A 22,412-nucleotide genomic window follows, 5' to 3' on the forward strand; every position below is an offset into this window, starting at 1 on the left:
GCACTCGAAGGGAAGCCCCCGTATGTCCGCTCTGACGACCTCGTCCGACGGTTTTCTCCTGCACGGCGAGCCGTTCCGGATCATCTCCGGGGCCCTGCACTACTTCCGTGTCCATCCCGACCAGTGGTCCGACCGGCTGCGCAAGGCACGCCTGATGGGTCTCAACGCGGTGGAGACGTACCTGCCGTGGAACCTCCACGAGCCGGAGCCCGGCACCCTCGTCCTCGACGGCCTTCTCGACCTGCCCCGCTTCCTGCGGCTGGCACAGGCGGAGGGGCTGCACGTGCTGCTGCGCCCCGGCCCGTACATCTGCGCGGAGTGGGACGACGGCGGGCTGCCCGCGTGGCTGGTCTCGGACCCCGACATCCGGCTGCGCACCAGTGACCCCCGCTTCACCGACGCCTTCGACCGCTACCTGGACCAGCTGCTGCCGCCGCTGTCGCCGTACCTGGCAGCCAACGGCGGTCCGGTGATCGCCGTACAGGTGGAGAACGAGTACGGGGCCTACGGCGACGACACCGCGTACCTCAAGCACGTCGAACAGGCCCTGCGTTCCCGGGGCGTCGACGAGCTGCTGTTCACCTGCGACCAGGCCAACGCCAAGCACCTGGCCGCGGGCGGTCTGCCCGGCACGCTCAGCACCGGCACGTTCGGGGGCCGGATCGACGAACATCTGGCCGCCCTGCGCGCCCACCAGTCCGAAGGGCCCCTGATGTGCGCGGAGTTCTGGATCGGCTGGTTCGACCACTGGGGCGGGCCGCACCACGTGCGGCCCGCCGAACAGGCCGCGGCCGACCTGGACCGGCTGCTGTCGGCGGGGGCCTCGGTGAACATCTACATGTTCCACGGCGGCACCAACTTCGGCTTCACCAACGGCGCCAACCACCACCACACCTACGCGCCCACGGTCACCTCCTACGACTACGACGCCCCGCTCACCGAGAGCGGCGACCCCGGCCCCAAGTACCACGCGTTCCGTGAGGTCATCGCCCGACACGCGCCCGTCCCCGCCGAGCCGGCCCCGGCACCGAGCCGCAAGCTCCCGCCCACCGAGGTACGGCTGGAGCGCCGGGCGGCACTCCTGCCGTACCTGCGGACACTGGAGCCCGCGGTGCGGACGCAGGACCCCGTGACCATGGCCGAACTCGGCGTGCACGGCGGCCATGTGCTCTACCGCACCAGCGTTCCCGCCTCCGGCGACGGACTGCTGCGCTTCGCGGGCGGTGTCGGCGACCGGGCGCAGGTCTTCGTGGACGGCGCCCCCGTCGGCGTACTGGAACGCGAGCGCCACGACGAGACCCTGCCGGTGCGGGTACCGGAGCCCGGTGCCGTGATCGAGGTGCTCGTGGAGAACCAGGGCGGGGTGAACTACGGGCCCCGCATCGGCGCGTCCAAGGGCCTGCTCGGGCCGGTGTCCTTCCAGGGTGTCGCCCTGCACGGCTGGGAGTGCCGGCCCGTGCCGACGGGTGACCTGGGCGCGGTGCCGTTCACGGCGTCCGACGCGGCCACGGACTCCGTGCCCGCCTTCCACCAGGGCACGTTCGAGGTGGAGAGCCCGGCGGACACGTTCCTCGCGCTGCCCGGCTGGACCAAGGGCCACGCCTGGATCAACGGCTTCCACCTCGGCCGCTACTGGAACCGTGGCCCGCAGGGCACCCTGTACGTCCCCGGCCCGGTGCTGCGGCCGGGCACCAATGAACTCGTGCTGCTGGAGCTGCACGCCACCACCGGCACCCGCGCCCGGCTCACCGACACTCCCGACCTCGGACCGGAGAACAGCTGATGGCCCAGCCGCACCGCCTGCGCGTCCCCGCCCCCGCCGGGCCACCGGCGGCCGGGCACCTGCCCCTCCGCGACGCTCCGGGCGTGTCCGACCCGATCGAGGTCAACAGCCGTTGGCTCACGCGGGGCGGCCGTCCCTGGTTCCCGGTCTCCGGCGAGTTCCACTACTCGCGCTACCCCGCCGGGGAGTGGGAGGAGGAACTGCTGAAGATGAAGGCGGCCGGAGTGACCGCCGTCGCCAGTTACCTCATCTGGATCCACCACGAGGAGATCGAGGGCCGCGTCCGCTTCGACGGCGACCGCGACGTGCGCCGGTTCGCCCAGCTGTGCGCCCGTCACGGGCTGGACTTCATCCCCCGTGTCGGCCCGTGGTCGCACGCGGAGGTCCGGGGCGGCGGCCTGCCCGACTGGCTGCTGGCCCGCGACTGCGTCCCGCGCACCGACGACCCCGCCTATCTGGAACCCGTGAGCGCCTGGTTCACGGCGATCGCCGAACAGCTGCGCGGCCTCGACCGGGCCCACGGCGGCCCGATCGTGGCCATCCAGATCGAGAACGAGCTCTACGACCAGCCCGGCCACCTCCTGACCCTCAAGCGGATCGCCCAGGGGGCCGGACTGAGCGCCCCGTTGTGGACGTCGACCGCGTGGGGCGGGGTCCAGCTCCCGCCCGACGAGTTGCTCCCGCTGTACGGCGGCTACACCGAGACCTTCTGGACCGAGGCGGACGGCGGCTGGCCCGACACCTGCCGCAAGCACTTCTTCTTCACCCACCAGCGGGACGACGAGGGTATCGGCGCCGACCTGCGGCCCACCACCGTGCGCGGCGGTGCCCCGGACGCCTTCGCCGACCGGTTCCCCTGGGCCACCTGCGAGTTGGGCGGCGGCATGGCGGTGTCGTACCACCGACGGCCGCGCGTCGACGCCGACGACATCGGCGCGCTGGGCCTTACCAAGATCGGTTGTGGTTCGGTCTGGCAGGGCTTCTACATGTTCCACGGCGGCACCAACCCCGCCGGTGAGCGCACCACCTTGCAGGAGTCGCACGCCACCGGCTATCCCAACGACCTGCCCGTGCTGACGTACGACTTCCAGGCCCCGCTCGGCGAGTACGGCCAGTACCGGCCGACGTACCACGAACTGCGCCTCCAGCACCTGCTGCTGGCGGACTTCGGCCATCTCTTGGCGCCCATGGAGTCCGTGCTGCCCGAGCTTCGGCCGGACGGGCAGGACGACCGCGAGACCCTGCGCTGGGCCGTGCGCGCCGACGGCACCTCGGGGTTCCTGTTCGTCAACAACCACCAGCCGCACGAACCGCTGCCGGACCATCCGGACACCTCGTTCACCGTCGAGTTCCCGGACGACTGCGGCGCGTTGAAGCTGCCGAGCACCCCCGTCACCGTCCCGGGCGGCGCGTACTTCTGCTGGCCGCTGCGGCTCGACGTGGCGGGCCTGCGCCTGGAGTGGGCCACCGCGCAGCCGGTGTGCACGCTCGACGTGGACGGCCGTACGGTCCTGGTGCTGGCGGCGACCGACGGCATCGCGCCCGAACTCGCCTTGGACGCCGGGACGGTGGCGTCGGTCGGAACTCCGAGCGGGGAGGTCACGCCGGTCGGCGACCGTCTGCTGGTGACCGGGCTGCGGCCGGGCACCGACGCCCTGGTCGAGGTGGAGACGGCGGACGGGGGCCGGGTGGGGCTGCTGGTCCTGGACGCGGCGACGGCGCGTACCGCGTACCGGGGCGAGGCCTGGGGTGCCGAGCGGCTGGTGCTGTGCGGGGACGGGGTCGTGTTCGACCACGAGGAGGTACGGCTGCACGGGTCCGAGGCGCCCGTGTCGTTCGCGGTGCTGCCCGCCCCGGAGCGGGCACCGCTGGTGGACGGGGCGACGGCGGCCTCGGAGGCGGACGGGGTGTTCACCCACTACGCGGTCCCCTCCGGCGGGCGCGCTCGGGCCACCCCCCGCGTCACGCTGGTGCGGCCCGCCGGTCCCGCGCCCGAGACCGCGACCGGAGTGCAGGGCCGGGCGAGCGCGCCCGCCGACAAGTACTTCGACACCGTCGCCGCCGAGTACCGCGTCGACGTGCCGGACGACCTGCCGCCGGGCACCCTGCTGCGCCTGCGCTGGACCGGTGACGTGGGGCGGGCGTACGTGGGCGGGACCCTCGTCGCGGACCAGTTCTTCTCGGGGCGCGTCTGGGACATCGGCCTGGACCGGCTGCCCGCCGGCGTCCCGCGCACGGAGGGTCTGCGCCTGCGGGTGCTGCCCCTGCACGCCGACGCCCCGGTGTACGTGCCCGAGGAGGCGCGCGGCGCCGGGCTGACGGCGGCCGTCGTGGACGCCGAGTGGGTCATCGCCCGCACCCGGAGCGTGCGGGCCGGCTGAGGCCCGCGCGAGCACCGAAACCCGAGGGTCCGACACCCGGGGCCCTCGGGTCCGCCCCGCCTATGCTGTGGTCCTGCCGGGCGGGACCCAACCGCCGTGACGACGTCGAGGAAACTGCCACCATGACCCGAAGCGCCGCCGACGGGACCGTCCCGAAGGGGCGCAGCAGACGGAACTTCGCGGGCTCGCGTCCCGTGATGGACGACGTGGCCCGGCTGGCCGGTGTCTCCAAGCAGACCGTCTCGCGTGTGCTGAACGACCACCCCTCCGTCCGTCCGGAGACCCGCGAGGGGGTGCTGGTGGCGATGCGCACGCTCGGCTACCGGCCCAGCCGCAGCGCCAGGTCCCTGGCCAGCGGCCGGACCCGGATGCTCGGGGTCATCTCCTTCGACGCCGCCCGGTACGGGCCGGCCGCCATCCTCACGGCGATCAACACCGCGGCCCAGGAGGCCGGGTACCTGGTGAGCTCCATCGCGCTGGACACGGCCGACCACGACACGGTCGTGGCGGCCGTGGACCGGCTGTCGGCCGAGGGCGCGGACGGCGTGATCGCCATCGCCCCGCAGCTGTGGGTGGGCCGCGCCCTGGCCGACGCCTCTCTCGACACTCCGCTGGTGGTGCTGGAGAACGGTCTGGACGACCACACGGAGCTGGTCACCGGCGACTCGCGGGCCGGGGCCCGCAAGGCCACCGAGCATCTCCTCGGGCTGGGCCACACAACCGTGTGGCACGTCGCGGGCCCGACCGGCTGGACCTCCGCCGACCACCGGCTGGACGGCTGGCGCTCGACCCTCGAGGCGGCCGGCGCCGACGTACCCGAACCGCTGGTCGGCGACTGGAGCGCCGACTCCGGGTACGAGCTGGGCCGTCGGCTCGCGGCCCGCCCGGACGTCACGGCGGTGTTCGTCTCCAACGACCAGATGGCTCTCGGGGTCCTGCACGCCCTCCACGAGGCCGGCCGCTCGGTGCCCGGAGACGTCAGTGTCGTCGGCTACGACGACATCCCCGAGGCCGCGCATCTGCTGCCGCCGCTGACCACCGTGCGTACCGACTTCGCCGAGATCGGCACGCGCTCCCTGCGGCTCCTGCTCGACCGTATCGACGGCCCCGGCGCGCCCGCCCCGCCCGAGTCGGTGGTCCCGGTCGACCTCGTCGTCCGGCGCAGCAGCGGCCCGGCACCGCGCTGAGCCGTCGACCACAGCGGGCGGCCGGCCCGGAGGGGTCAGCAGCGGCCACGGTCCGACGAGGAGGACGAGGGCGCGAGGTACGACGCCCCCCATCCGGTGGACGCCCCCGTCGGCGACCGCCGGCCGGGTGAGCGTGCGAAGGGGTCCTGGCGTTCGCCGGCCGTGCTCGCCGACGGTGACCACGGGCCACTGGGCTCGCGCGGCCGCCCGCTCAGTCGGTGCCGTCGCCGCGCAGGAGCAGGTCGAGCAGCCCCGGGAAGCGCGCCTCGAACTCCTCACGGCGCAGTCGGTTGACCCGCTTGGGCCCCTGGTCGCGCTGTTCGACCAGGCCCGCGCCGCGCAGGACCGAGAAGTGGTGGCTGAGCGCGGCCTTGCCGACCGGTACGTCGAAGCTGCCACAGCTGCGTGTCCAGTCGGCGGATCCCGCCAGCTCGCGGACCAGCTGGATGCGTACGGGGTCGGCGAGCGCGGACAGCGCGGTCAGTACGGAGACGTCCTCGGGGTCCGTGTGCACCGGCGCCGCACGGTGACTGCCGCCCGCGGCCTGGTTCGACATGCCCGCTCCTCGTCCGACGTGTCCCCGCCGGGCGCCCCGCCGAGTGACGCGGCCCCTTGCCGAGTGTTCGATGCGTATCTTACAGTCCGAGTGTTCGCTTTTCATTGAACACCAGCCGAAGGGTGCGTCTGCCATGCGCGCAGTCGAGTTCCAGGAGTACGGCGGTCCCGAGGTACTGAAGGTCGTGACGGCCGAGGCCCCCGAGCCGGGGCCGGGCCAGGTGAGCATCGACGTCGCCTACGCGGGCGTGAACTTCGCCGACCTCAAGGCGCGTGCCGAGGGATACCGGGTGGAGTCCCTGCCCTTCCGACCGGGCCTGGAGGTCTCGGGGCGGATCCGGGCCGTCGGCCCGGACGTGACGGGGCTGCGCCCGGGGCAGGAGGTCGCCGCGCTCGTGGGCGGCGGTGCCTACGCGGAGGTCGCGGTCGCCGAGACCGCCACCGTCTTCCCCCTGCCCGAGGGCCTGGACCTGCGGAGGGCGGCCGCGCTGCCCACGGTGCTGCCGACCGCGCACGCCCTGCTCCACGAGGTGGGACGACTGCGGGCCGGGGAGAGCGTGCTGGTGCACGGCGCGGCGGGCGGCATCGGCACGGCGGCCGGGCAGCTGGCCCGGGCGGCGGGTGCCGGCGCGGTGTACGGCGTGGTCTCCTCCACGGCCAAGGCCGGGCACGCTCTCAAGTACGGCTACGACGAGGTCTTCACCAGCGACTCCTTCCCGGACGACGTCCGCCGTGCGACCGGCGGCCGGGGTGTCGACCTGGTCCTCGACCCGGTGGGCGGTGACACGCTGCGCCGCGGCCTCGACGCGCTGGCCGTCTTCGGGCGCCTGGTGTCGTTCGGCAACGCGAGCGGGGCCGAGCCCTGGCAGGCCGGACAGCCCGAGCTGTACGCGCGAGGCCGCTCTGTCGCGGGCTTCTCCATCCTGGCCCTCGCCGGGTCGGCGCCCGACGCGCTCCGCTCGCTCACCGAGCGCGCCTTCCGGACCGTCACCGACGGCACCGTGGACCTTCCCGTCACCGCGGAGTTCCCGTTGCCGGACGCGGCCGAGGCCCACCGGCTCATGGGTGGACGCACGTCAACGGGCAAGCTGCTGCTGCGGATCGCCGACTGAGCACCGGGTACTAGCCGGGAACACGGATCCGCAGCGCGTGCCCTTCGGCGAGCAGGAGGTAGGCGGCGGCGGTCCAGGTGTAGGCCCGGTCGCGCAGACCCGTGCCGGTGAGGGCGTCGAAGTTCTCGGCGAAGCCGTGGGCCTCGCACAGGTTCCGGAAGCGGGCGCTGATCTCGTCCGCGAGCCGCTGGTGGCCACCGCGGCGCAGGCCGTCCTCGACGAGGACGGTGGCGGGCGCCCAGATCGGGCCGCGCCAGTACCCGTCGGAGCGGTAGTGCGGCGAGGTGGGCAGCTCGGTGGCCAGCCCGTACGGGGTCAGGTGGGCCTCGATCCGGGTGGCCAGGGTCTTCGCGACGTGCTCGGGCAGGTGCTCGCCCAAGGTGATGGGCATCAGGTCGAGGAGGCTGGAACTGCCCCAGGTGTCGCCGCTGTCGGCGCCACGGGCCACGAACCGCTCCCCCGTCCACAGTTCGTCGAGCATCGCCGCCTGGGTCGCCTCCGCCGTGCTCGTCCAGTGGCGGGCGTCGTCGTCCCGTCCGAGTTCCGTTGCCAGGGCGGCGAGTTCGTGCAGCTGGAGGACGAGGAAGGCGGCCAGGTCGGCCGTGACGACCACCCGCTCGGGGTCGAAGGTGGTGGCGTTGTCCCAGCCGCTGTCGTTGCCGTGCTGGTAGTGCGGCAGGGCGGCGTCCGGAGCGCGGCGCGCGGTGCGCCAGAAGTCCGTCCATCGTCGCAACCGGTCGTATGTTTCGGCGAGTTCGGTTCTGCCGAGAGGTTCGGGCAGGCGGCGGCGCAGGTGGGAGAGGGCCCAGCCGTGGATGGGGGGTTTGACGAAGTTGTGCAGCACCTCCGAGTGGGTCAGCGAGTCGGGCAGCGCCCCGCTCTCGTCCTGGTGGTCGAAGGGCAGCGAGAACTGGTCCCACGCCAGCCCGGGCGCTCCCGGCGCCAGGGCGAGGGCGTTGAAGCAGTGGTCCCAGCTCCAGACCTTGTCCATCCAGTGCTTGGACATCAAAACCGCGGGCCGGGTGACCAGACCCGCCGGGCCGACCGTCGCCGACCACAGGACGTAGGCGGCGAGTTCGGCGGCCGGGGTGTGGGAGGAGCGCCAAGGGGCCACCGTGTCGGCGAAGCCGACGAAGGCCCGCTCCGCCGCCGCCACGACCTCACCGAACGTCGTCGGGGAGCTGTACGGACGCCGGGCGCTGTCGAGTTCCTCGATGGCGGCCTCCCAGGATCCGCCGCCGTCCGCGGTGACGGTGAGGCCACGGTCGGCCTCCCCCAGCGCCGCGCTGCCGAGCACCTCCCCCGCGACGCCCGACAGGACGGTCACCCGGTAGCGGCGCCCGGTCTCGTACGAGGTGAACACGTACGCGCCGTCCACCGGGTCACGGAAGAAGTACGTGCCCGTGAAGGGTGTCAGGGTGGTCGCCGCCGCGCTGACGCGAAGGCTGAGCCCGGTCCCGCGCACGCGCACGGTGTCCGGCGAGTCGTAGGCGAGGTCGACGTGTCCGCTCTCGTGGGTCCAGCTCAGCAGACCCGGTGTCGCGCTGACCCGGGTGTCGGCCCGGCCGCCGGTGAGCGGTTCGAGGGGCACGAGGCGCAGGACCGCGTGCATGCCGTTCTGGTGGGAGACCAGGTGGAGGTCGTCGGCGTACACCTTCTCCGCCAGCACCGGGGAGATGTCGAACCAGGATCCGTGGGTGCTGAACGGGATGTCGTGGAGGGAGAAGGCCGGGCCGGAGGGGGCGGCGGTCATGAAGGGCTACTCGTTTCTTCGGCGGGAACGGCGGTCGGTCAGTCCTTGACGGCTCCGGCGGTCACGCCGGCGGCGACGTACCGCTGGGCGAGGACCAGGATCACCGCGGCGGGCAGCGAGGCAACGACGGCGGTCGCCATGATCGCGTTCCACTCCTGGTTGTTGTTGCCGATGTAGTGGTAGATGCCGAGGGTGATCGGCTCGTGCGCGCCGCCACCTGCGAGCGTGCTGGCGAAGACGAAGTCCGACCAGGACCACAGGAACGCGAACAGCGACACCGTGACGACGGCGTTGCGGCTCATCGGCAGCACCACGGACCGGAAGGTGCGCAGGGGTCCGGCTCCGTCCATCTGAGCGGCCTGGAGCAGTTCGCCGGGGATACCGGACATGAACGCGGTGAAGATCAGTACCGCGAAGGGGACGGCCAGCGTGGAGTCCGCGACGATCAGGCCGGGCACCGACTGGAGCAGGCCGAGCTGGAGGTAGACGGCGTAGAAGCCCATCGCCATGATGATGCCGGGGATCATCTGGGCGGCCAGGAGTACGAAGTTGAGGATGCCGCCGCCGCGCGGGCGCAGTTTGGCGAGCGCGTAGCCGGCGGGCGCGGCCAGCGCCACGGTCAGGACGACGGTGCCGACACCGATGACGAGGCTGGTTGCGAGGTAGGGCAACTGCTGGTCGAGGACGGCCCGGTAGCCCTCCAGGGTGGCGTGGGTGGGGAACAGGTTCGGTGGGCTCTTGCGCATGTCCTGGTCGCGGGTGAGGGACACGTTGAGCATCCAGTAGACCGGGAAGAGCATGAGCGCGGTCAGCGCCAGGCCGAGGGCGGTCTTCCACGCCGTACGGCCGCGTCGGTGCGGGGAGTTCATGCCATGGCCTGCTTTCGCTGGACCCTCAGATACACCAGGCCGAAGACCAGCGCGGCGACGACGAGCAGGTTGCCGACGGCCGCTCCGGGACCGAAGGCGGGCAGCAGGTTGCCGAAGCCGAGCCGGTAGGACCAGGTGGCGAAGGTGGTGGACGCGTCGGCCGGGCCGCCCTTGGTCATGATCCAGATGATGTCGAAGACCTTGAGCGTGTACACGAGGCCGAGCAGCAGGGTGATGGCGGACACCGGGCGCAGCAGCGGGAGGGTGATGCTCCAAAAGCGCCGCCAGGCGTTCGCACCGTCGAGGGCGGCCGCCTCGTAGAGGCTGTGGGGGATGGACTGAAGGCCGCTGTAGAGCACGACCAGGTTGAACGGGACGCCGATCCAGATGTTCGCGATGATCACCGAGGTCAGCGACCACTCCGGCGACGTCAGCCAGTGCACCGGGTCGACACCGACCACGCTCAACAGGGAGTTGACGATGCCGGAGTCACTGTTGAGCATCCACGACCAGGTGGACGCCGACACGATCAACGGCAGCAGCCAGGGCACCAGGAACAGGGCCCGCAGTGTGGCGGAGAGCCGGAAGTGCTGGTTGAAGAAGACCGCCAGCGCCAGGCCGACGGCGTACTGGAAGACCAGACAGACGGCGGTGAACACCACGGTGTGCACCAGGGCCGGGCCGAAGGTCGGGTCGTCGAGGACCTTCCGGTAGTTCTCCAGCCCGGTGAACGGCGCGTTGCCCTGGACGAAGGAGCGGACGGTGTAGTCACGCAGGCTCAGGTCGAGGTTGCGGTAGAGGGGATAGGCGTAGAAGAGGACGAGGTAGAGGGTGACCGGGGCGAGGAAGGCCCAGGCGGCCCACTGCTGGGAGGTCGGACGGCGGCGGGCCGCGGTGCGGGCCGGGGGCGGGGCAGCGGTGGCCGCCCCGGTCCGTTCTCGCACCGTGTGGTCCGGCGGGTGTGTCGTGTGGTTCATCAACAGCCCCTGTGCTTCGGCTACTTGACGGCGTCCTGGGCCGCGGCGAGCGCGTCCTTCGGGGCCTCGGCCCCGCTGAGTGCGGACTGGACCGCCTTCCACAACTGCTCGGAGATCTTGGGGTACTTGGTGCCCAGGTCGTCACTGGTGCGCCCCCTGGCCGCCTTGACCGCCTCGACCCAGGGCTTCAGCTTGGGGTCGGCCGCGACCTGCTTGTCCTGGACCTCGGTCGTGGGAGCCACGTACGACAGGGTGGTGTCGGTGGCGTAGAGGTTCTCGGTGCTGGTCAGGCAGGACACCAGCTTCTGGGAGGTGGCGTAGCGGCCGGTGTCCCCCTGGACGGGGAGGGTGACGAACTCGCCGCCGGTCGGGGCCGCCGCGTTGCCCCCGCCGGAGGCGGGGATGGGCAGCACGCCGTAGTCGAAGCCGGCCTTCTCGGCGTTGGCCAGCTGCCAGGTGCCGTTCTCGGCGAAGGCGTACTCACCGCCGGCGAACTCCTGCCAGCTGGTGGTCTGGGTGTTGTTGATGACCGAGTTGGGGGCGTAACCCTTCTTGAGCCAGTCGCTCCACAGCGCCAGCGCCGACTCTCCCTGTGCGGAGTCGAGTTCGGTGAGCTCGGCGCCCGCACCCCAGAACCACGGCAGGAACTGGAAGCTGCCCTCCTCGGTGCCGATCGCGGAGAACGTGATGCCCTTCTTGCCGGCTTCCTTGACCTTCGCCAGCGCTGCCGTCAGCGACTTCCAGTCCTTGACCGAGGCGACGTCGACACCGGCCTCCTTCAGCACCTCCTTGTTGTAGTAGAGGGCGAGGGTGTTGGCGCCGACCGGGGTGCCGTAGGTCTTCCCGCCGGACTGGCCGGCCGCGAGCAGGTTCGGGTCCGCCTTCGAGGTGTCGAGCTTGTTGTCGTCGGTCGTGGTCAGGACGCCGGCCTCCGCCAGGGTCGACACCACCGGGTTGTCGACGATGAGCACGTCCGGGGAGTTGTCCTGCTGCGCCGCCAGGAGCACCTTGTTCGTCAGGTCACTGGTGTCGAACGCGGTGCGCTTGACCTTGATGCCGGCCTCGCTGCCGCAGTCGTCCAGCAACTTCGCCCAGGCCGAGTCCTTGGCGAACTGCGGGTACGGGTCCCAGATGGTGAAGGTGCCACTGTCCTCGCCCTTCGCGGAGGAACTGCCGCCGGACGAGCAGGCGGTGGTGCCGGTGGCGAGGGCGACGACGGTCAGGGCAGCGGCGGTGAGACGTCGTCCGGGAGCTCTGTTCATGGGATGTCCTTCGGGTCTCGGCACGTTTCTTGGCATGTTTTGGGCACGTCGGGCGCGCGCGGCACGTCCGGTGGGTGCGCGTCCGGTGGGTGCGGCACGTCTGGCGTGTGCGGCCTGTTCGGCGGGTGCGGCGCGTCCGGCCTGTTCGACACGTCCGGCGCGTCCGCCTGTTCGGCAGGTTCTCGGCAACGGCATGCCGAGGAAGCAGCCGGCGAAGCTCCGGCCTGGCACAGCCGGTGAAAAGGCGGCGGTCGAGCGGAGGTGCCGCCGAGGTGCGAGGAGTGGAGGGATCGGTCAGTCGTCGGAGCCGGAACGGAGGTCCGTGCCGGCGTGGGCGGGCCCGGTGCTGGCGCGCAGGGAGATGGGCGGCGCCAGCAGGTGGTGGCGGGGCGTCGCGTCGGGGTGGTCGAGCCGCTCGACGAGCAGTTCGACGGCCAGGCGCCCCATCTGCTCGGCCGGCACGTCGGCCGCGGTGAGCTGCGGGGTCACCGTCTCGGCCCACCGGCCGGCCACCACCCCGGTGACGGAGAAGTCGCGCGGTACATGGCGGCCCGCCACGGACAGGCCCCGGTACAGACCGCCCAGGGCGGCCTCGTTCAGGGTGACCAGTGCCGTGGTGGCCGGGTCGTCGTGCAGGATCCGCTCCAGGCAGGTCTGACCGGAGGGGGCGTCGTCGCCGCAGCAGTACGTGCGTGTGGTGAGCCCGCGCTCGGCCGCCGCCTTGGTGAAGCCGTCGAGGCCGCGGTGCGCCGACTCGTAGCCGGCCCGCAGCAGGTGTTCGGGCCGGTTGACGAAGGCGATCCGGCGATGGCCCAGGTCGGCGAGGTGGTGGACGCACGCCGCCACCAGCGCGGTGTGATCCAGCCCGACCCACCAGTCACCGTCCGAGCTCGCGGTACGGCCGATGCAGACGGCGGGGAAGTTCGCCTCGCCCAGGTGGTCGACCCGGTCGTCCTGGAGCCTGATCTCCATCAGGATCGCGCCGTCGACCCGCCGCTCGGCCAGCAGCCGCTGGAACGAGCGGTCGCTGTCCACACCGCTCGGGGACAGCAGCACGTCGTAGTCGTAGGCTGCCGCGGCCTCCACCACGCTGCCGATGAAGTCGAGCTGCATGCCGGTGTAGTGGTTGCCGGCCGGCGGGAAGACCAGGCCGATCGTGCTGGTCCGGCCGTTGGCCAAAGCCCGTGCGCTCGCGTTGGGCCGGTAGCCCAGTTCGTCGATGACCTGCTGGATCTTGCGCCGGGTCTCCTCCGACACCGAGCGCTTGCCGCTCAGGGCGTAGGACACGGTGCTCCGCGAGACACCGGCCCGCTTGGCGATCTCCCCGATGTTCACGGCGCTCCTTCGTCGAACCGGTTCGAACACGAGCCGGTCTGTCGAACCGGTTCGCTTGGAGGGAAGTTAGGAGCGGTTCACGGTGACTGTCAATGGCTTGCGCACACTTCCCGAAAGCCGACGGGGAATCCGTGTCGAGGGTATTGCTGGCCCTTTTGCGGCGGTGCTAGCTTCCGGCGAACCGGTTCGACACAGCCGTATCGAGCCCCGACGGCATCCATGGACGGGCCCCCGGACACAAGACCGACCCCGCTCGACATGGATCGAACCGGTTCGAGTCAGGGGCGGATCACCCCACGGAGACCTCAGTGCGACGCACCCGCAGCAGAACCAGAGCCGCCGCCGGCGCCACCGCCGTAACGGCCCTGGCCGCCCTCCTCGCGCTGCCTTCCGCCGGAACGGCCGGCGCGGCGGAACCGGAGCGGCTCACCATCGACCTGGCCACCGACACCGGCGCCTTCCACGGCGGCGCCTCAGGCTCGCTGTACGGCGTCTACGGCGACGGCGTGCCCAGCCGCAACGTCCTCGAAGGCATGCACGTCCGGACCGTGTCCACCAAGGCCCAGGACGGTCCCCAGCACCCGGGCGCGGACGCCCTGGAGATGCTGCCGCCGTTCGTGGACTCCGGCGGCGAGGACGTCTACATCTACATGACCGACATCTACCGCGGCTTCCCGTACCAGTGGCCGGGCGCCGACGGTCCGGCGCGGCTCGCGGACTTCAAGGAGAAGATCAGGAAGCAGGTCCGGCAGGTCCTGAGCATGGACGACGCGTACCAGGACCACGTCGTCTACGTCCCCTTCAACGAACCCGAAGGGAACATGTTCGGCACCGGCGAGTGGAGCTACAACAGGGTCTCCTGGCTGAACGACCCGCAGCACTACTTCGCGGCCTGGAAGGACGTCTACCACCTCATCAAGGGCCTCGACCCCGACGCCCGCATCGCAGGACCCAACACCAGCGTCCTGTACAACCAGGTCAAGGGCTTCCTGCAGTACGCCAAGGCCAACGACGTGGTGCCGGACGTGATGAGCTGGCACGAGCTGTCCAGCCCCGCCGCCGTCCGCACCAACGTGGCGAAGTACCGGCAGATGGAGAAGGACGTCGGCGTCGGCCCGCTGCCGATCAACGTCAACGAGTACGGCCACAACTTCCACCTCTCCGTGCCCGGGCAGGTCGTGCAGTGGGTCTCCGCCATCGAGGAGTCCAAGATCGACGCCGATCTGGCGTACTGGAACATCGACGGCAACCTGAACGACTCGGCCGTCGAGGCCAACAAGGGCAACGGCCAGTGGTGGCTGTTCAACGCCTACGGCCAGATGTCCGGCCACACGGTCGAGGTGACCGCCCCGCACCCCAACCAGCAGTACACCCTCCAGGGCGTCGCCACCCTCGACGAGGACAAGAAGCAGTCCCGGGCGATCTTCGGAGGCAAGAGCGGCGACGCCGACGTCGTCTTCGAGAACATCGATCCGAAGCTGTTCGGCACGACCGTGCACGCCACCGTGCAGGAGATCCCCTGGACCGGCCAGGTCGGCGACTCCGCCCAGCCACGGCGACTGGCCGACCAGGAGCTCACCGTCGGTGCGGGCGGCACCGTCACCCTCCCCATGACCGGCATGAACGAGATGTCGGCCTACCAGGTCATCCTCGCGCCCGGCGGCAACGGCGGTGTACCGGCCGAACCCTCCGTGAGCTGGCGACGGACGTACGAGGCGGAGAACGCCACCTACACCGGCGGCGGCTACTCCCGCAACGGCCCGGAGGGATCGCCCTCCCAGGTCGGCAAGTTCGCGACCTCGGGCGGCTACAACGTGGGCGGTCTGCGCACCGGCTCAGACGGAGTGCTGTCCTTCGACGTGGACGTGCCCCGGGACGGCACGTACGACCTGAGCGTCTTCGCCAACTCCTACAACCTGTACGAAATGGTGAAGCAGCAGGGTCCCACCAACGTCTTCCTGCGCGTCGACGGCAAGGACCCCCAGGAGCTGCGGCTGCCGCTGGGCTACAAGTGGGTCGTCTGGGGCCACACCGACACCACGGTGAAGCTGACCGCGGGCAGGCACCGCATCACGCTCGCCGCGAAGGACGCCGATCTGGGGGTCACCAAGGGTGACGCCATCGTCGACAAGGTCGACCTGTCACTGCGGGACGCCGACGTGACCGCGCCGGCCCTCTACGAGGCCGAGTACGCCACCCTCTCCGGGACCGGGCCGGGTTACACCTACCCCGGCGCCTCCGGCCCCGGCGCCGTACCGCTGGCCAAGGGTGACTCCGCGACCTTCTGGGTCTACTCCCCCGCCGACGGTGAATCGACCGTGTCCGTCGACCACTTGGGCGGCGGTGGCGCGAGCCTCGCCCTCAACGGCGAGAAGCTCGACGTGTCCCAGGTCGGCGGCGCCAGGAAGGGCACCGACCGTGTCCGGATGTTCCTGTCCGGCGGCATCAACAAGATCACCGTCACCGGCGCCACCCGCGAACTGGGCCTGGACCGGCTGCGGGTGACCCCGACCAGCGGCACCCTGACGACCAAGGTGTACCAGGCGGAGGCCGGCACCGTGACCGGCGCCGCCAAGGTGACCGACGCCTACACCTTCGCTTCCGGCGGCAAGGCGGTCACCGGCATCGGCGACGGCAAGGCCAACGCCCTCAGCGTCGACGTCGTCGCCTCGAAGGCCGGGCGGCACGCGGTGACCATCCGCTACTCCAACGCCGAACAGGCGCCCGCCACCCACTACAACCCCGACCCGATCGCCCGCCACGCCGACCTCTCGGTGAACGGCGGACCGGCCCGCCGGGTGCTGTTCCCGACCACCTTCCACTTCAACAACTTCTGGGAGCTCACCGTCCCGACGACACTGAAGAAGGGCACCAACCGGCTCACCTTCACGGCGGACGAGCTGCCCGACTTCGACGGCGACACCTACAACCAGTACGACCAGCGCTCCCCGTACGCCCCGGTCGTCGACCGCGTCGCCGTCACCCCCTTGGCGACGAAGCAGCCCTGACGGCCCGACCCGGTCCGCCTCGACACCGAGCCGCAGGGTCAGGGTGCACACCCGCCTCGGCTCGGTGACGGCGACGGCAGCGGCAGCGGCAGCGGCAGCGGCGAGTCTCAGAGGCCGCCGCGGCGCAGCGGCCGTACCGTCGTCACGGCCACGGTTCCGTGGGCCGCACCGTGTCGAAGGCGAGCCCGCTCGAGCTCTCCCCCGTGCCGGGGGCCTTCTCCCGGCGTACCCAGCTGTGCCAGGAACCGTCGAACCAGCGGGCCAGCACCGGGCGGCGGGTGACGTAGGCGCCGTCGCGCGGCACCTCCTCCTCGTGCACCCACAGCCGGGGCGTGATCAGGCGGCCTTCGGGACGTGAGTCGAGGCCGGGAGCGGTGAGGTCGGCCAGCCGGAAGCGGATCTCTGCCGTGCGGACCGCCTCCGGGACGAGCGGGAACCAGTAGTCCGGCACGATGGTCTGCACCGCGTACGCGGGCAGCTCGCCCGGCACGATCGGCTCGGCCTGTGCGCTGCGTGCCCAGCGGTCCCGGCGGTCGACGGGCTCCCCCCGGCCGTCGGTGTAGTGGTGCTGAACCGCCCATGCCAGGTTGGCGAGTTCGTCGCGGGCCAGCACCACGCGCTCCAGCGGCTGCCCCGCCTGACCGCGTTCGGTGGGCAGCATCAGCAGCCCGGACGCCGCCGGATGGTCCGGGTCCGGACTGTCCAGGGTGAACATCGACCAGGCCGGGTCGTCCTGGCCCGCGCGGCGGACCAGGTGATGGCGGCCGAAGACGTCGCGTACCAGGAGCCGGTCCAGGACGGTCAGCGACGCGGTGGGCACCTCCAGCGGCACCAGGAACCAGTCGTTGCCGAAGACCGTCGCGAACGAGATCAGCAGCAGTCGGCCGGTGTCGAGGGTGGACACGTCCGCCGCCCCGAGGTCGACTCGCGCGTCCTCCATCTCCCAGAACCGGTCGGCCGGCAGCCCGCCGTAGCGCACGGTCGACGGCAGGCCTTCCTCGCTGAACGGGACGGCCGGCCCCTGGGGTGCCGCCTCGCTGTCGGGGTCGGGGTGCACGTCCAGGCTGTACCAGTCCAGCCCGTCGCCCTGGTACTCCTGGGCGCGCAGCACCGTCCCGCCGGTGGACACCTCGGCGGCGTACTCGAACCGGTGCGGGTCGAAGCAGTCCGGCCCGCGCTCGGCGAGCTGTCCGGCCCACCAGCTCCGCCACCGGGCGGCCACCTCGCCGACCCTCGGGTCCGGTCCGCTGTCGAAGGTGCCCGCGTCCAGCGCCGCCGTCACCGACTCCGCGTCCGGCATCCGGCCGTCGAGCAGCCCGACCAGGCTCGTGTCGGGCCGGCCGTCCTGGAGCCGGTGGGGAGCCAGTGCCGTGAGGGCCGCTCCGAGCACTCCGGCGTCGTCGCACATGCGCAGCAGTGCGGCGCCGCCCTCGGCACGCAGTCGCTCGTCGACGAGGACGGGCTCGTCCTCGACATGGCCGTCCAGCGGTCCGAGGCGTGGATCGTAGGGCACCCACTCCTGGGCGCCGGCCGACCGCCAGGCGTCGATGGGCGCGCTGCTGCCGGTCATCCGTACCACGGCCGGGGAACCGGCGTCCTGGGCGGCGAACTCCCCGAACTGCCACTGCCGGGTGAGCAGCCACAGCGGGTCGTGCACCCGGGCGGCCAGTCCGGATTCGACCTCGTCGGTGCGGTGGTTGGGCTCCAGCCGGAAGGGGCCGTCGGGGTCGGTGTTCGGCCGGCGCGTCTCGAGCCTGGCCAGGGCCCTGCCGGTCGCGTTGTGCTGGGAGATACGGATGGCGGGGACCAGGTCGTCCAGCATCGGCAGGTCGGCGCGGTCGACGGCGCGCAGCTTGGCCAGTTCCAGCGTCTCGCGCAGTACCTGGACCAGGCCGTCGGAGGTCCAGCCGCGTTCGAGGTTCGGGGGCACCGCGATGAGCACGTTGTGCGGGGCCTTGGCGTCGGGACGGTCGTAGTGGAAGGCGACGCCGGTCAGTTCGGTCTGCGGCGCGGCCCCGGCGGGCGTGGTGGGGGTGGGGGGCGGCGGCTGGTCGGAGCCGGGCAGCAGTTCGATCCACTCGTCGAGCACGACTCCGGTGACGGCGGCGCCGGGCGGGGTGTCGGCCGGTGCGTGCCAGACCAGGTGGGTGGTGGCGGGCGGGCGCTGCCCGGCCGGGAAGGTGCCGCCGATCCATGCGTCGGCTTCGGTCGTCGGATGCTGTGCCGCACACAGCCGTTCGGACCGCTCGGCCCGGGTTCCGGCCAGCAGCAGGGTCTCGTGCAGGGTGCGCACCATCGGTCGTACGGCCGCGTTGCGCCGCAGCCAGTCCTCGACGTCGGCGCCGGGCAGACCGCCGCGGCCGGCCGGTGGCGGTGTCGTGGCGGTGAGCGCGGGCAGGAGCGGGACGTCCGCGCCGAGCACCTCGGTCAGCGCCGTCCTGGCCCGGGAGAGCCAGGACTCGACCGAGTCCGGCGTGACCTGCTCCGCGGCCAGTTCGCGCAGCTTGGCCTCGGCGGGGTGTCCGGCGACCAGGGGGCTCGCGGCGAAGGCGGCGAGCCGTGTCCGCAGTCCGGTCGTGTCGACCGCGCGGCCGGCCGGGTCTTCGGGCAGGTGGGGCGGCAGCAGCGGTTGGGCGGTGGACAGCAGCGCCCGGATCCGGACCGCGCGACCGCGCAGTCCGCTCCAGCCGGGGCCGTCGAAGGTGACCGGCGTGTCCGGCGTGACCCCCATGGCGTTCTGGACCGCGCGGCGCAGTCCGGCCGGTTCGACGGCGGCCGCGTCCAGTACGGTGCGCAGCGCGCCCGACCCCAGGCGGTCGGCGGTGAGTTCGAACGGGCTGGTGTCGTCCTGCCCGTCGCCGGCCGCGGGCCTGCCCAGCACCCCGGTCAGCGTCCAGCCCGCCGCGGGGCCCAGCAGATGGGCGGCCCAGGCCTCCAGCGCGGGTTGCAGCGCGGCGACCGGATCGGCGGGCCAGCCGGTGGGGGAAGCGGGTTCGGCCGGCAGCAGCGCGCCGACCCGGTGGGTCAGTGCGCGGGCTCGGTGCGGGGTACGCAGCACGCGGAAGGTGTCCGGCACGTCCTCACCGCGGCCGAGGGTGTCGGCGGTGAGGCCCGCCCGTATGGGGTTGCCTCCCACCAGCTGGTGCACGCTCTCGGCCAGCACCAGGTCACCCACCGCGTCCAGGGCGTCCGCGAGGTCCTCCAGCAGCGGCGTCACCGCCGCCCGGTCGTCCGGTGGGACCACCGGCGCCGCGTCGATGACGCTGGGCCGGTCGGGAGCGTCGGCCCCGGCCCGCACGAGGGCCATGCCGTCGACGACGTTGCGGGCGGAGATGGCCTCCGCGCTGCGCGCCCACAACTGCGCCTCGGGTTCCTCCCCTTGTGGTTCGGGCACGACGGGCAGGGGGAACTGGCGGCGGAACCGTTCGACGAGGTGGTCCAGGCGCGCGTCGTGCAGGGCCCGTTCGAAGCGGTAGCCCAGCAGGGAGCCCAGGTTCTGGCCTTGGCGTACGCCGCCGAGCAGCCAGCGGGCGACGCGGGCGCGGCGGGAGGTGAGGTTGACCGCGTAGGTCTGCTCGTGGGGGTCGCTGAGGAAGCCCGAGCGCAGGACCGCCGCCGTGGCCGCGTGCTGGAGTGACGGTGCGTGGATGTAGCCGTCCTTGTCGGACACCTCGACGGTGGTGACCACGTCGTCCAGTTCGATGTCGGCCTGTTCCCTCTGCTGGGGGGCGCCCAGATTCTCCACCCAGCCGTAGCAGCCGAACCGGACGCCCTCGACACCGGACGCCCGCAGTTCGGCCAGGCGCAGCGACGCCATCGAGGTGATCCACGCGTCCAGCCGGTGCGAGTAGACGTCGATGACCTCCAGCAGCAGTTCTGGCAGCCGCGTCACCGGCACGGCGGCCAGCGTGCGCAGCGCCTGTTCCAGCCGGGGCAGTGCGCCCGCGGCCTGCGCGGCGGCCGCGACCCGTTCGGCCCGCTCCTGCTCGCCCAGTCCTTCCAGCACGTCGGCGACCAGTTGATCGACCTCGGAGGGGACGGCCAGGGCCCGGCGCAGGGGGTCGTCGGTGGCTTCGGTGTCGTCGTCGCCCAGGAAGGCCGACCAGTTGGGCAGGAACAGCAGCGCGTCGAGGAATCCGCGGGCGTCCGGTGGGGTTTCCGGCTGGAGGTCCGGGGGCGCCTCGCCGTCCTCCGGCGCCTGGCCGTCCTCCGGGGGTGGCGTCTCCTCCCCCGGGGCCTCTTCCTCCGCTGCCGGAAGGTCGTAAAACGTGCTGCGCCGGGGTGGGATCTCCCGCCCCGTGGACAGCTCCACCGGCCACTGAAGGTCGTAGTTCTCGGCGTCCAACTCGCCCGCCAGGAACGCTCGTACCGCACCCAGGTAGTCCGCGGTGGCCGTCGCTCTGGCCGGGAAGGCGTCGGGGTCCGGGGTGAGCCGGGGGACGAAGTCCGGGGTGCCGGTCCTGTCGTCGAGGCTCCAGCCGAAGAACGTCGTGCCGTCGCCGCTCGTGGTCCAGCGCAGCGCTCCGTCGGGAGGAAGGCCGGGCAGGCCCGGCCGTGCCGGGGGCTCGTCGCGCGAGGTCTTCCCGACGGCGAAGTTCGGGCTGTCCATGCGGCGCATGGACAGGCCGGTCGCCACGGGCAGCCGCTGCAGCGCGTCCACCGCGACCCGGTCGGCCGGCTTGCCCGGCTCGACGCGGGGGATGGCCGGTTCCTCCTCGCCCGTGTCCAGCTCCGTGCGTGAGTCCACCACCGCGCGCCAGCGTTCCCGCAGCCGCAGCAGCCAGGGCGCGATCAGGGCGTCCACGTTGCCGCCGGTCTGGGGGCGCCAGTCCTCCAGCGCGGTCACGGGCAGGAGTCCGTACGGCTGCCGGCCTACGCGCAGCATCGGCAGCGGCCCGCGACCGCGGACATGCTCGCAGAGATGGTCGCGGACGGCGCGCCACGGCCGTCCCGGAGCGGTGCTTTCCTGTTTGGTGCCCAGGTCGAGCGTCGTCAGCGCGGCCTCGGCGAAGCCCTTGCCGAGGGTGGGCCAGGTCAGCAGGGTCAGCGCGGTGACGGCCGACGGTTCCGCGTCGTCGGCGCCGGAGCAGCCGCGCAGGAACCCGGGGTCCGGCAGGCCGAAGGCTGCCGCGAGCGCGTCGGCCACCGGCCGCTCCCCCGCCTCCGGGTCGGGCTCCGGGCCCGGGTAGGCGGGTGCCGAGGACCAGCCGGAGCGGGTGTGCGGGGTGTTGTTGGTGGGTGTGCCGGACGGCAGCAGGCCCAGGCCGCCGGCGAACCTGTGGCCGTGCAGCAGGTCACCCAGCCGGGCGGCTCCGTCCGCGGTCGAGTCGTCCCGCACCCCGACGACCAGCAGTTCGTCCAGTTGCTCGGGTGCGCCGGGCGGGAGGAGCAGCTCGACGCCCATGCCGGCCGTGACCGCCTCGAACCAGTCCGTCTCCCAGCCCTCCTCCTCGGCCCGCAGGAGGCCGATCGGCAGCGGGTCGGGCACCGGGCGGCCCAGCTTGTCCACCACCACCTGGCCGTCGAGGAGACCGAGGAAGCGCCAGCGCTTGGGCATCACGACCGACTGCGGCCGGTGCTGCCGCGGGTCGTCGGGGCGCGTCACGGGCGGCGGCGAGCCTGGGCGGGCGGCCCGGACCGCCCAGGACGCGCGGGCCGGGCGCAACTCGGTGAGCACCTGCTGCCAGGCTTGTGGGCCCGGGTCTCGCCAGTACGCGGCGGCGGCGGCCGCCTCGGCGGGGGTGAGCCGGGGGTCGAACGGGGAGAGCAGGATGTCGTCCGGGTAGATCCGCACCCGCAGTGTGCTCGGCTCCCACCAGATGGTCTCCACCCGGACCGGCAGGAGCGCGATCGGGGCGGTGTTGTCGTCGGGGAACAGGGCCGCGCCCTCGCCCAGCGCGCGCGTGAGTTCCTCTTCGGCACTGGCGACCAGACCCTTCAGATCGTCGGCCGTCCGCTGCAGCTCCGGCAGCGCCGCCTCTGCTTCGGCGAGCAGTTCGGAGCTGGGACGCTGGCCGATCTGGACGGGGTCCGGGAGACCGGCCCTGATGTGGTCCTGGAGACGCCGCACGACGGCCAGCTGCTCATCCGCGCGGGCCTGCGCGGTGTCCGCCTCGGTGCGGGCCCGGTCCAACTGCGCGCGGGCGGCGAACACATCGGTCATGGCAGGGGTGCTCCTCTCCTCGGCACG

Annotated in this window: 12 protein-coding genes; 5 read left to right on the forward strand and 7 right to left on the reverse strand. The window is 72.4% G+C overall.

Annotated features, from left to right (window positions below):
- The first annotated feature begins 22 nt into the window (after positions 1-22).
- The 3 genes from AQJ84_RS21985 to AQJ84_RS21995 all read left to right on the forward strand — a co-directional run bounded on the left by AQJ84_RS21985 (position 23) and on the right by AQJ84_RS21995 (position 5,351).
- Entirely contained in the window at positions 23-1,783 is a 1,761-nt protein-coding gene (locus AQJ84_RS21985) for a glycoside hydrolase family 35 protein (RefSeq protein WP_053190443.1), read from the forward strand.
- Entirely contained in the window at positions 1,783-4,164 is a 2,382-nt protein-coding gene (locus AQJ84_RS21990) for a beta-galactosidase (RefSeq protein ID WP_053190442.1), read from the forward strand. Before AQJ84_RS21985 ends, AQJ84_RS21990 begins: the two co-directional genes overlap by 1 nt.
- Before the next feature lie 122 nt (positions 4,165-4,286).
- Positions 4,287-5,351 (forward strand): LacI family DNA-binding transcriptional regulator, encoded by a 1,065-nt coding sequence (locus tag AQJ84_RS21995; protein ID WP_053190441.1) that lies wholly within the window; start codon positions 4,287-4,289, stop codon positions 5,349-5,351.
- A 211-nt stretch (positions 5,352-5,562) separates the two neighbouring features.
- On the opposite strand, the gene AQJ84_RS22000 is transcribed toward AQJ84_RS21995, so the two are convergent.
- A complete protein-coding gene (locus AQJ84_RS22000) occupies positions 5,563-5,907 on the reverse strand; it encodes an ArsR/SmtB family transcription factor (RefSeq protein ID WP_030043988.1) in 345 nt (114 codons plus the stop codon).
- A gap of 133 nt (positions 5,908-6,040) precedes the next feature.
- Between AQJ84_RS22000 and AQJ84_RS22005 the strand changes: the two genes are divergently transcribed.
- A complete protein-coding gene (locus tag AQJ84_RS22005) occupies positions 6,041-7,018 on the forward strand; it encodes a quinone oxidoreductase family protein (protein WP_030043989.1) in 978 nt (325 codons plus the stop codon).
- Between the two features lie 10 nt (positions 7,019-7,028).
- Here the strand turns inward: AQJ84_RS22005 and AQJ84_RS22010 are convergent, their stop codons facing one another.
- The 5 genes from AQJ84_RS22010 to AQJ84_RS22030 form a co-directional block, all read right to left on the reverse strand.
- Positions 7,029-8,771: an amylo-alpha-1,6-glucosidase gene (locus AQJ84_RS22010; RefSeq protein WP_030043990.1), complete on the reverse strand. Its 1,743-nt coding sequence runs from the start codon at positions 8,769-8,771 to the stop codon at positions 7,029-7,031.
- A 38-nt stretch (positions 8,772-8,809) separates the two neighbouring features.
- Positions 8,810-9,640: a carbohydrate ABC transporter permease gene (locus tag AQJ84_RS22015; RefSeq protein ID WP_030043991.1), complete on the reverse strand. Its 831-nt coding sequence runs from the start codon at positions 9,638-9,640 to the stop codon at positions 8,810-8,812.
- Positions 9,637-10,617 carry a carbohydrate ABC transporter permease gene (locus AQJ84_RS22020; RefSeq protein ID WP_030043992.1) on the reverse strand — a complete coding sequence of 327 codons (981 nt, stop codon included), beginning with the start codon at positions 10,615-10,617 and terminating at the stop codon, positions 9,637-9,639. Before AQJ84_RS22020 ends, AQJ84_RS22015 begins: the two co-directional genes overlap by 4 nt.
- A gap of 20 nt (positions 10,618-10,637) precedes the next feature.
- Positions 10,638-11,879, reverse strand: coding sequence for a sugar ABC transporter substrate-binding protein (locus AQJ84_RS22025; protein WP_030043993.1), 1,242 nt, complete (start codon positions 11,877-11,879; stop codon positions 10,638-10,640).
- Positions 11,880-12,173: 294 nt separating this feature from the next.
- The gene (locus tag AQJ84_RS22030; protein ID WP_030043994.1) at positions 12,174-13,214 is read right to left on the reverse strand and encodes a LacI family DNA-binding transcriptional regulator; all 1,041 of its coding nucleotides are present in this window, start codon (positions 13,212-13,214) and stop codon (positions 12,174-12,176) included.
- Between the two features lie 308 nt (positions 13,215-13,522).
- Between AQJ84_RS22030 and AQJ84_RS22035 the strand changes: the two genes are divergently transcribed.
- Positions 13,523-16,222 carry a carbohydrate-binding protein gene (locus tag AQJ84_RS22035; RefSeq protein WP_078632327.1) on the forward strand — a complete coding sequence of 900 codons (2,700 nt, stop codon included), beginning with the start codon at positions 13,523-13,525 and terminating at the stop codon, positions 16,220-16,222.
- 142 nt (positions 16,223-16,364) lie between these two features.
- Here the strand turns inward: AQJ84_RS22035 and AQJ84_RS43115 are convergent, their stop codons facing one another.
- On the reverse strand, positions 16,365-22,385 hold the full coding sequence (locus AQJ84_RS43115; RefSeq protein ID WP_059198854.1) for a hypothetical protein: 6,021 nt from the start codon (positions 22,383-22,385) through the stop codon (positions 16,365-16,367).
- Positions 22,386-22,412 lie beyond the last annotated feature (27 nt).

Origin of the sequence: Streptomyces resistomycificus (assembly GCF_001514265.1) — a bacterium.
GTDB lineage: Bacteria > Actinomycetota > Actinomycetes > Streptomycetales > Streptomycetaceae > Streptomyces > Streptomyces resistomycificus.

Excerpts from the sequence above, each read along its gene's own strand:
- AQJ84_RS21985 (WP_053190443.1), top strand. The coding sequence starts at position 23 with ATGTCCGCTCTGACGACCTCGTCCGACGGTTTTCTCCTGCACGGCGAG.
- AQJ84_RS22020 (WP_030043992.1), bottom strand. The coding sequence starts at position 10,617 with ATGAACCACACGACACACCCGCCGGACCACACGGTGCGAGAACGGACC.
- AQJ84_RS22015 (WP_030043991.1), bottom strand. The coding sequence starts at position 9,640 with ATGAACTCCCCGCACCGACGCGGCCGTACGGCGTGGAAGACCGCCCTC.
- AQJ84_RS21995 (WP_053190441.1), top strand. The coding sequence starts at position 4,287 with ATGACCCGAAGCGCCGCCGACGGGACCGTCCCGAAGGGGCGCAGCAGA.
- AQJ84_RS22010 (WP_030043990.1), bottom strand. The coding sequence starts at position 8,771 with ATGACCGCCGCCCCCTCCGGCCCGGCCTTCTCCCTCCACGACATCCCG.
- AQJ84_RS22025 (WP_030043993.1), bottom strand. The coding sequence starts at position 11,879 with ATGAACAGAGCTCCCGGACGACGTCTCACCGCCGCTGCCCTGACCGTC.
- AQJ84_RS22005 (WP_030043989.1), top strand. The coding sequence starts at position 6,041 with ATGCGCGCAGTCGAGTTCCAGGAGTACGGCGGTCCCGAGGTACTGAAG.
- AQJ84_RS21990 (WP_053190442.1), top strand. The coding sequence starts at position 1,783 with ATGGCCCAGCCGCACCGCCTGCGCGTCCCCGCCCCCGCCGGGCCACCG.
- AQJ84_RS43115 (WP_059198854.1), bottom strand. The coding sequence starts at position 22,385 with ATGACCGATGTGTTCGCCGCCCGCGCGCAGTTGGACCGGGCCCGCACC.
- AQJ84_RS22000 (WP_030043988.1), bottom strand. The coding sequence starts at position 5,907 with ATGTCGAACCAGGCCGCGGGCGGCAGTCACCGTGCGGCGCCGGTGCAC.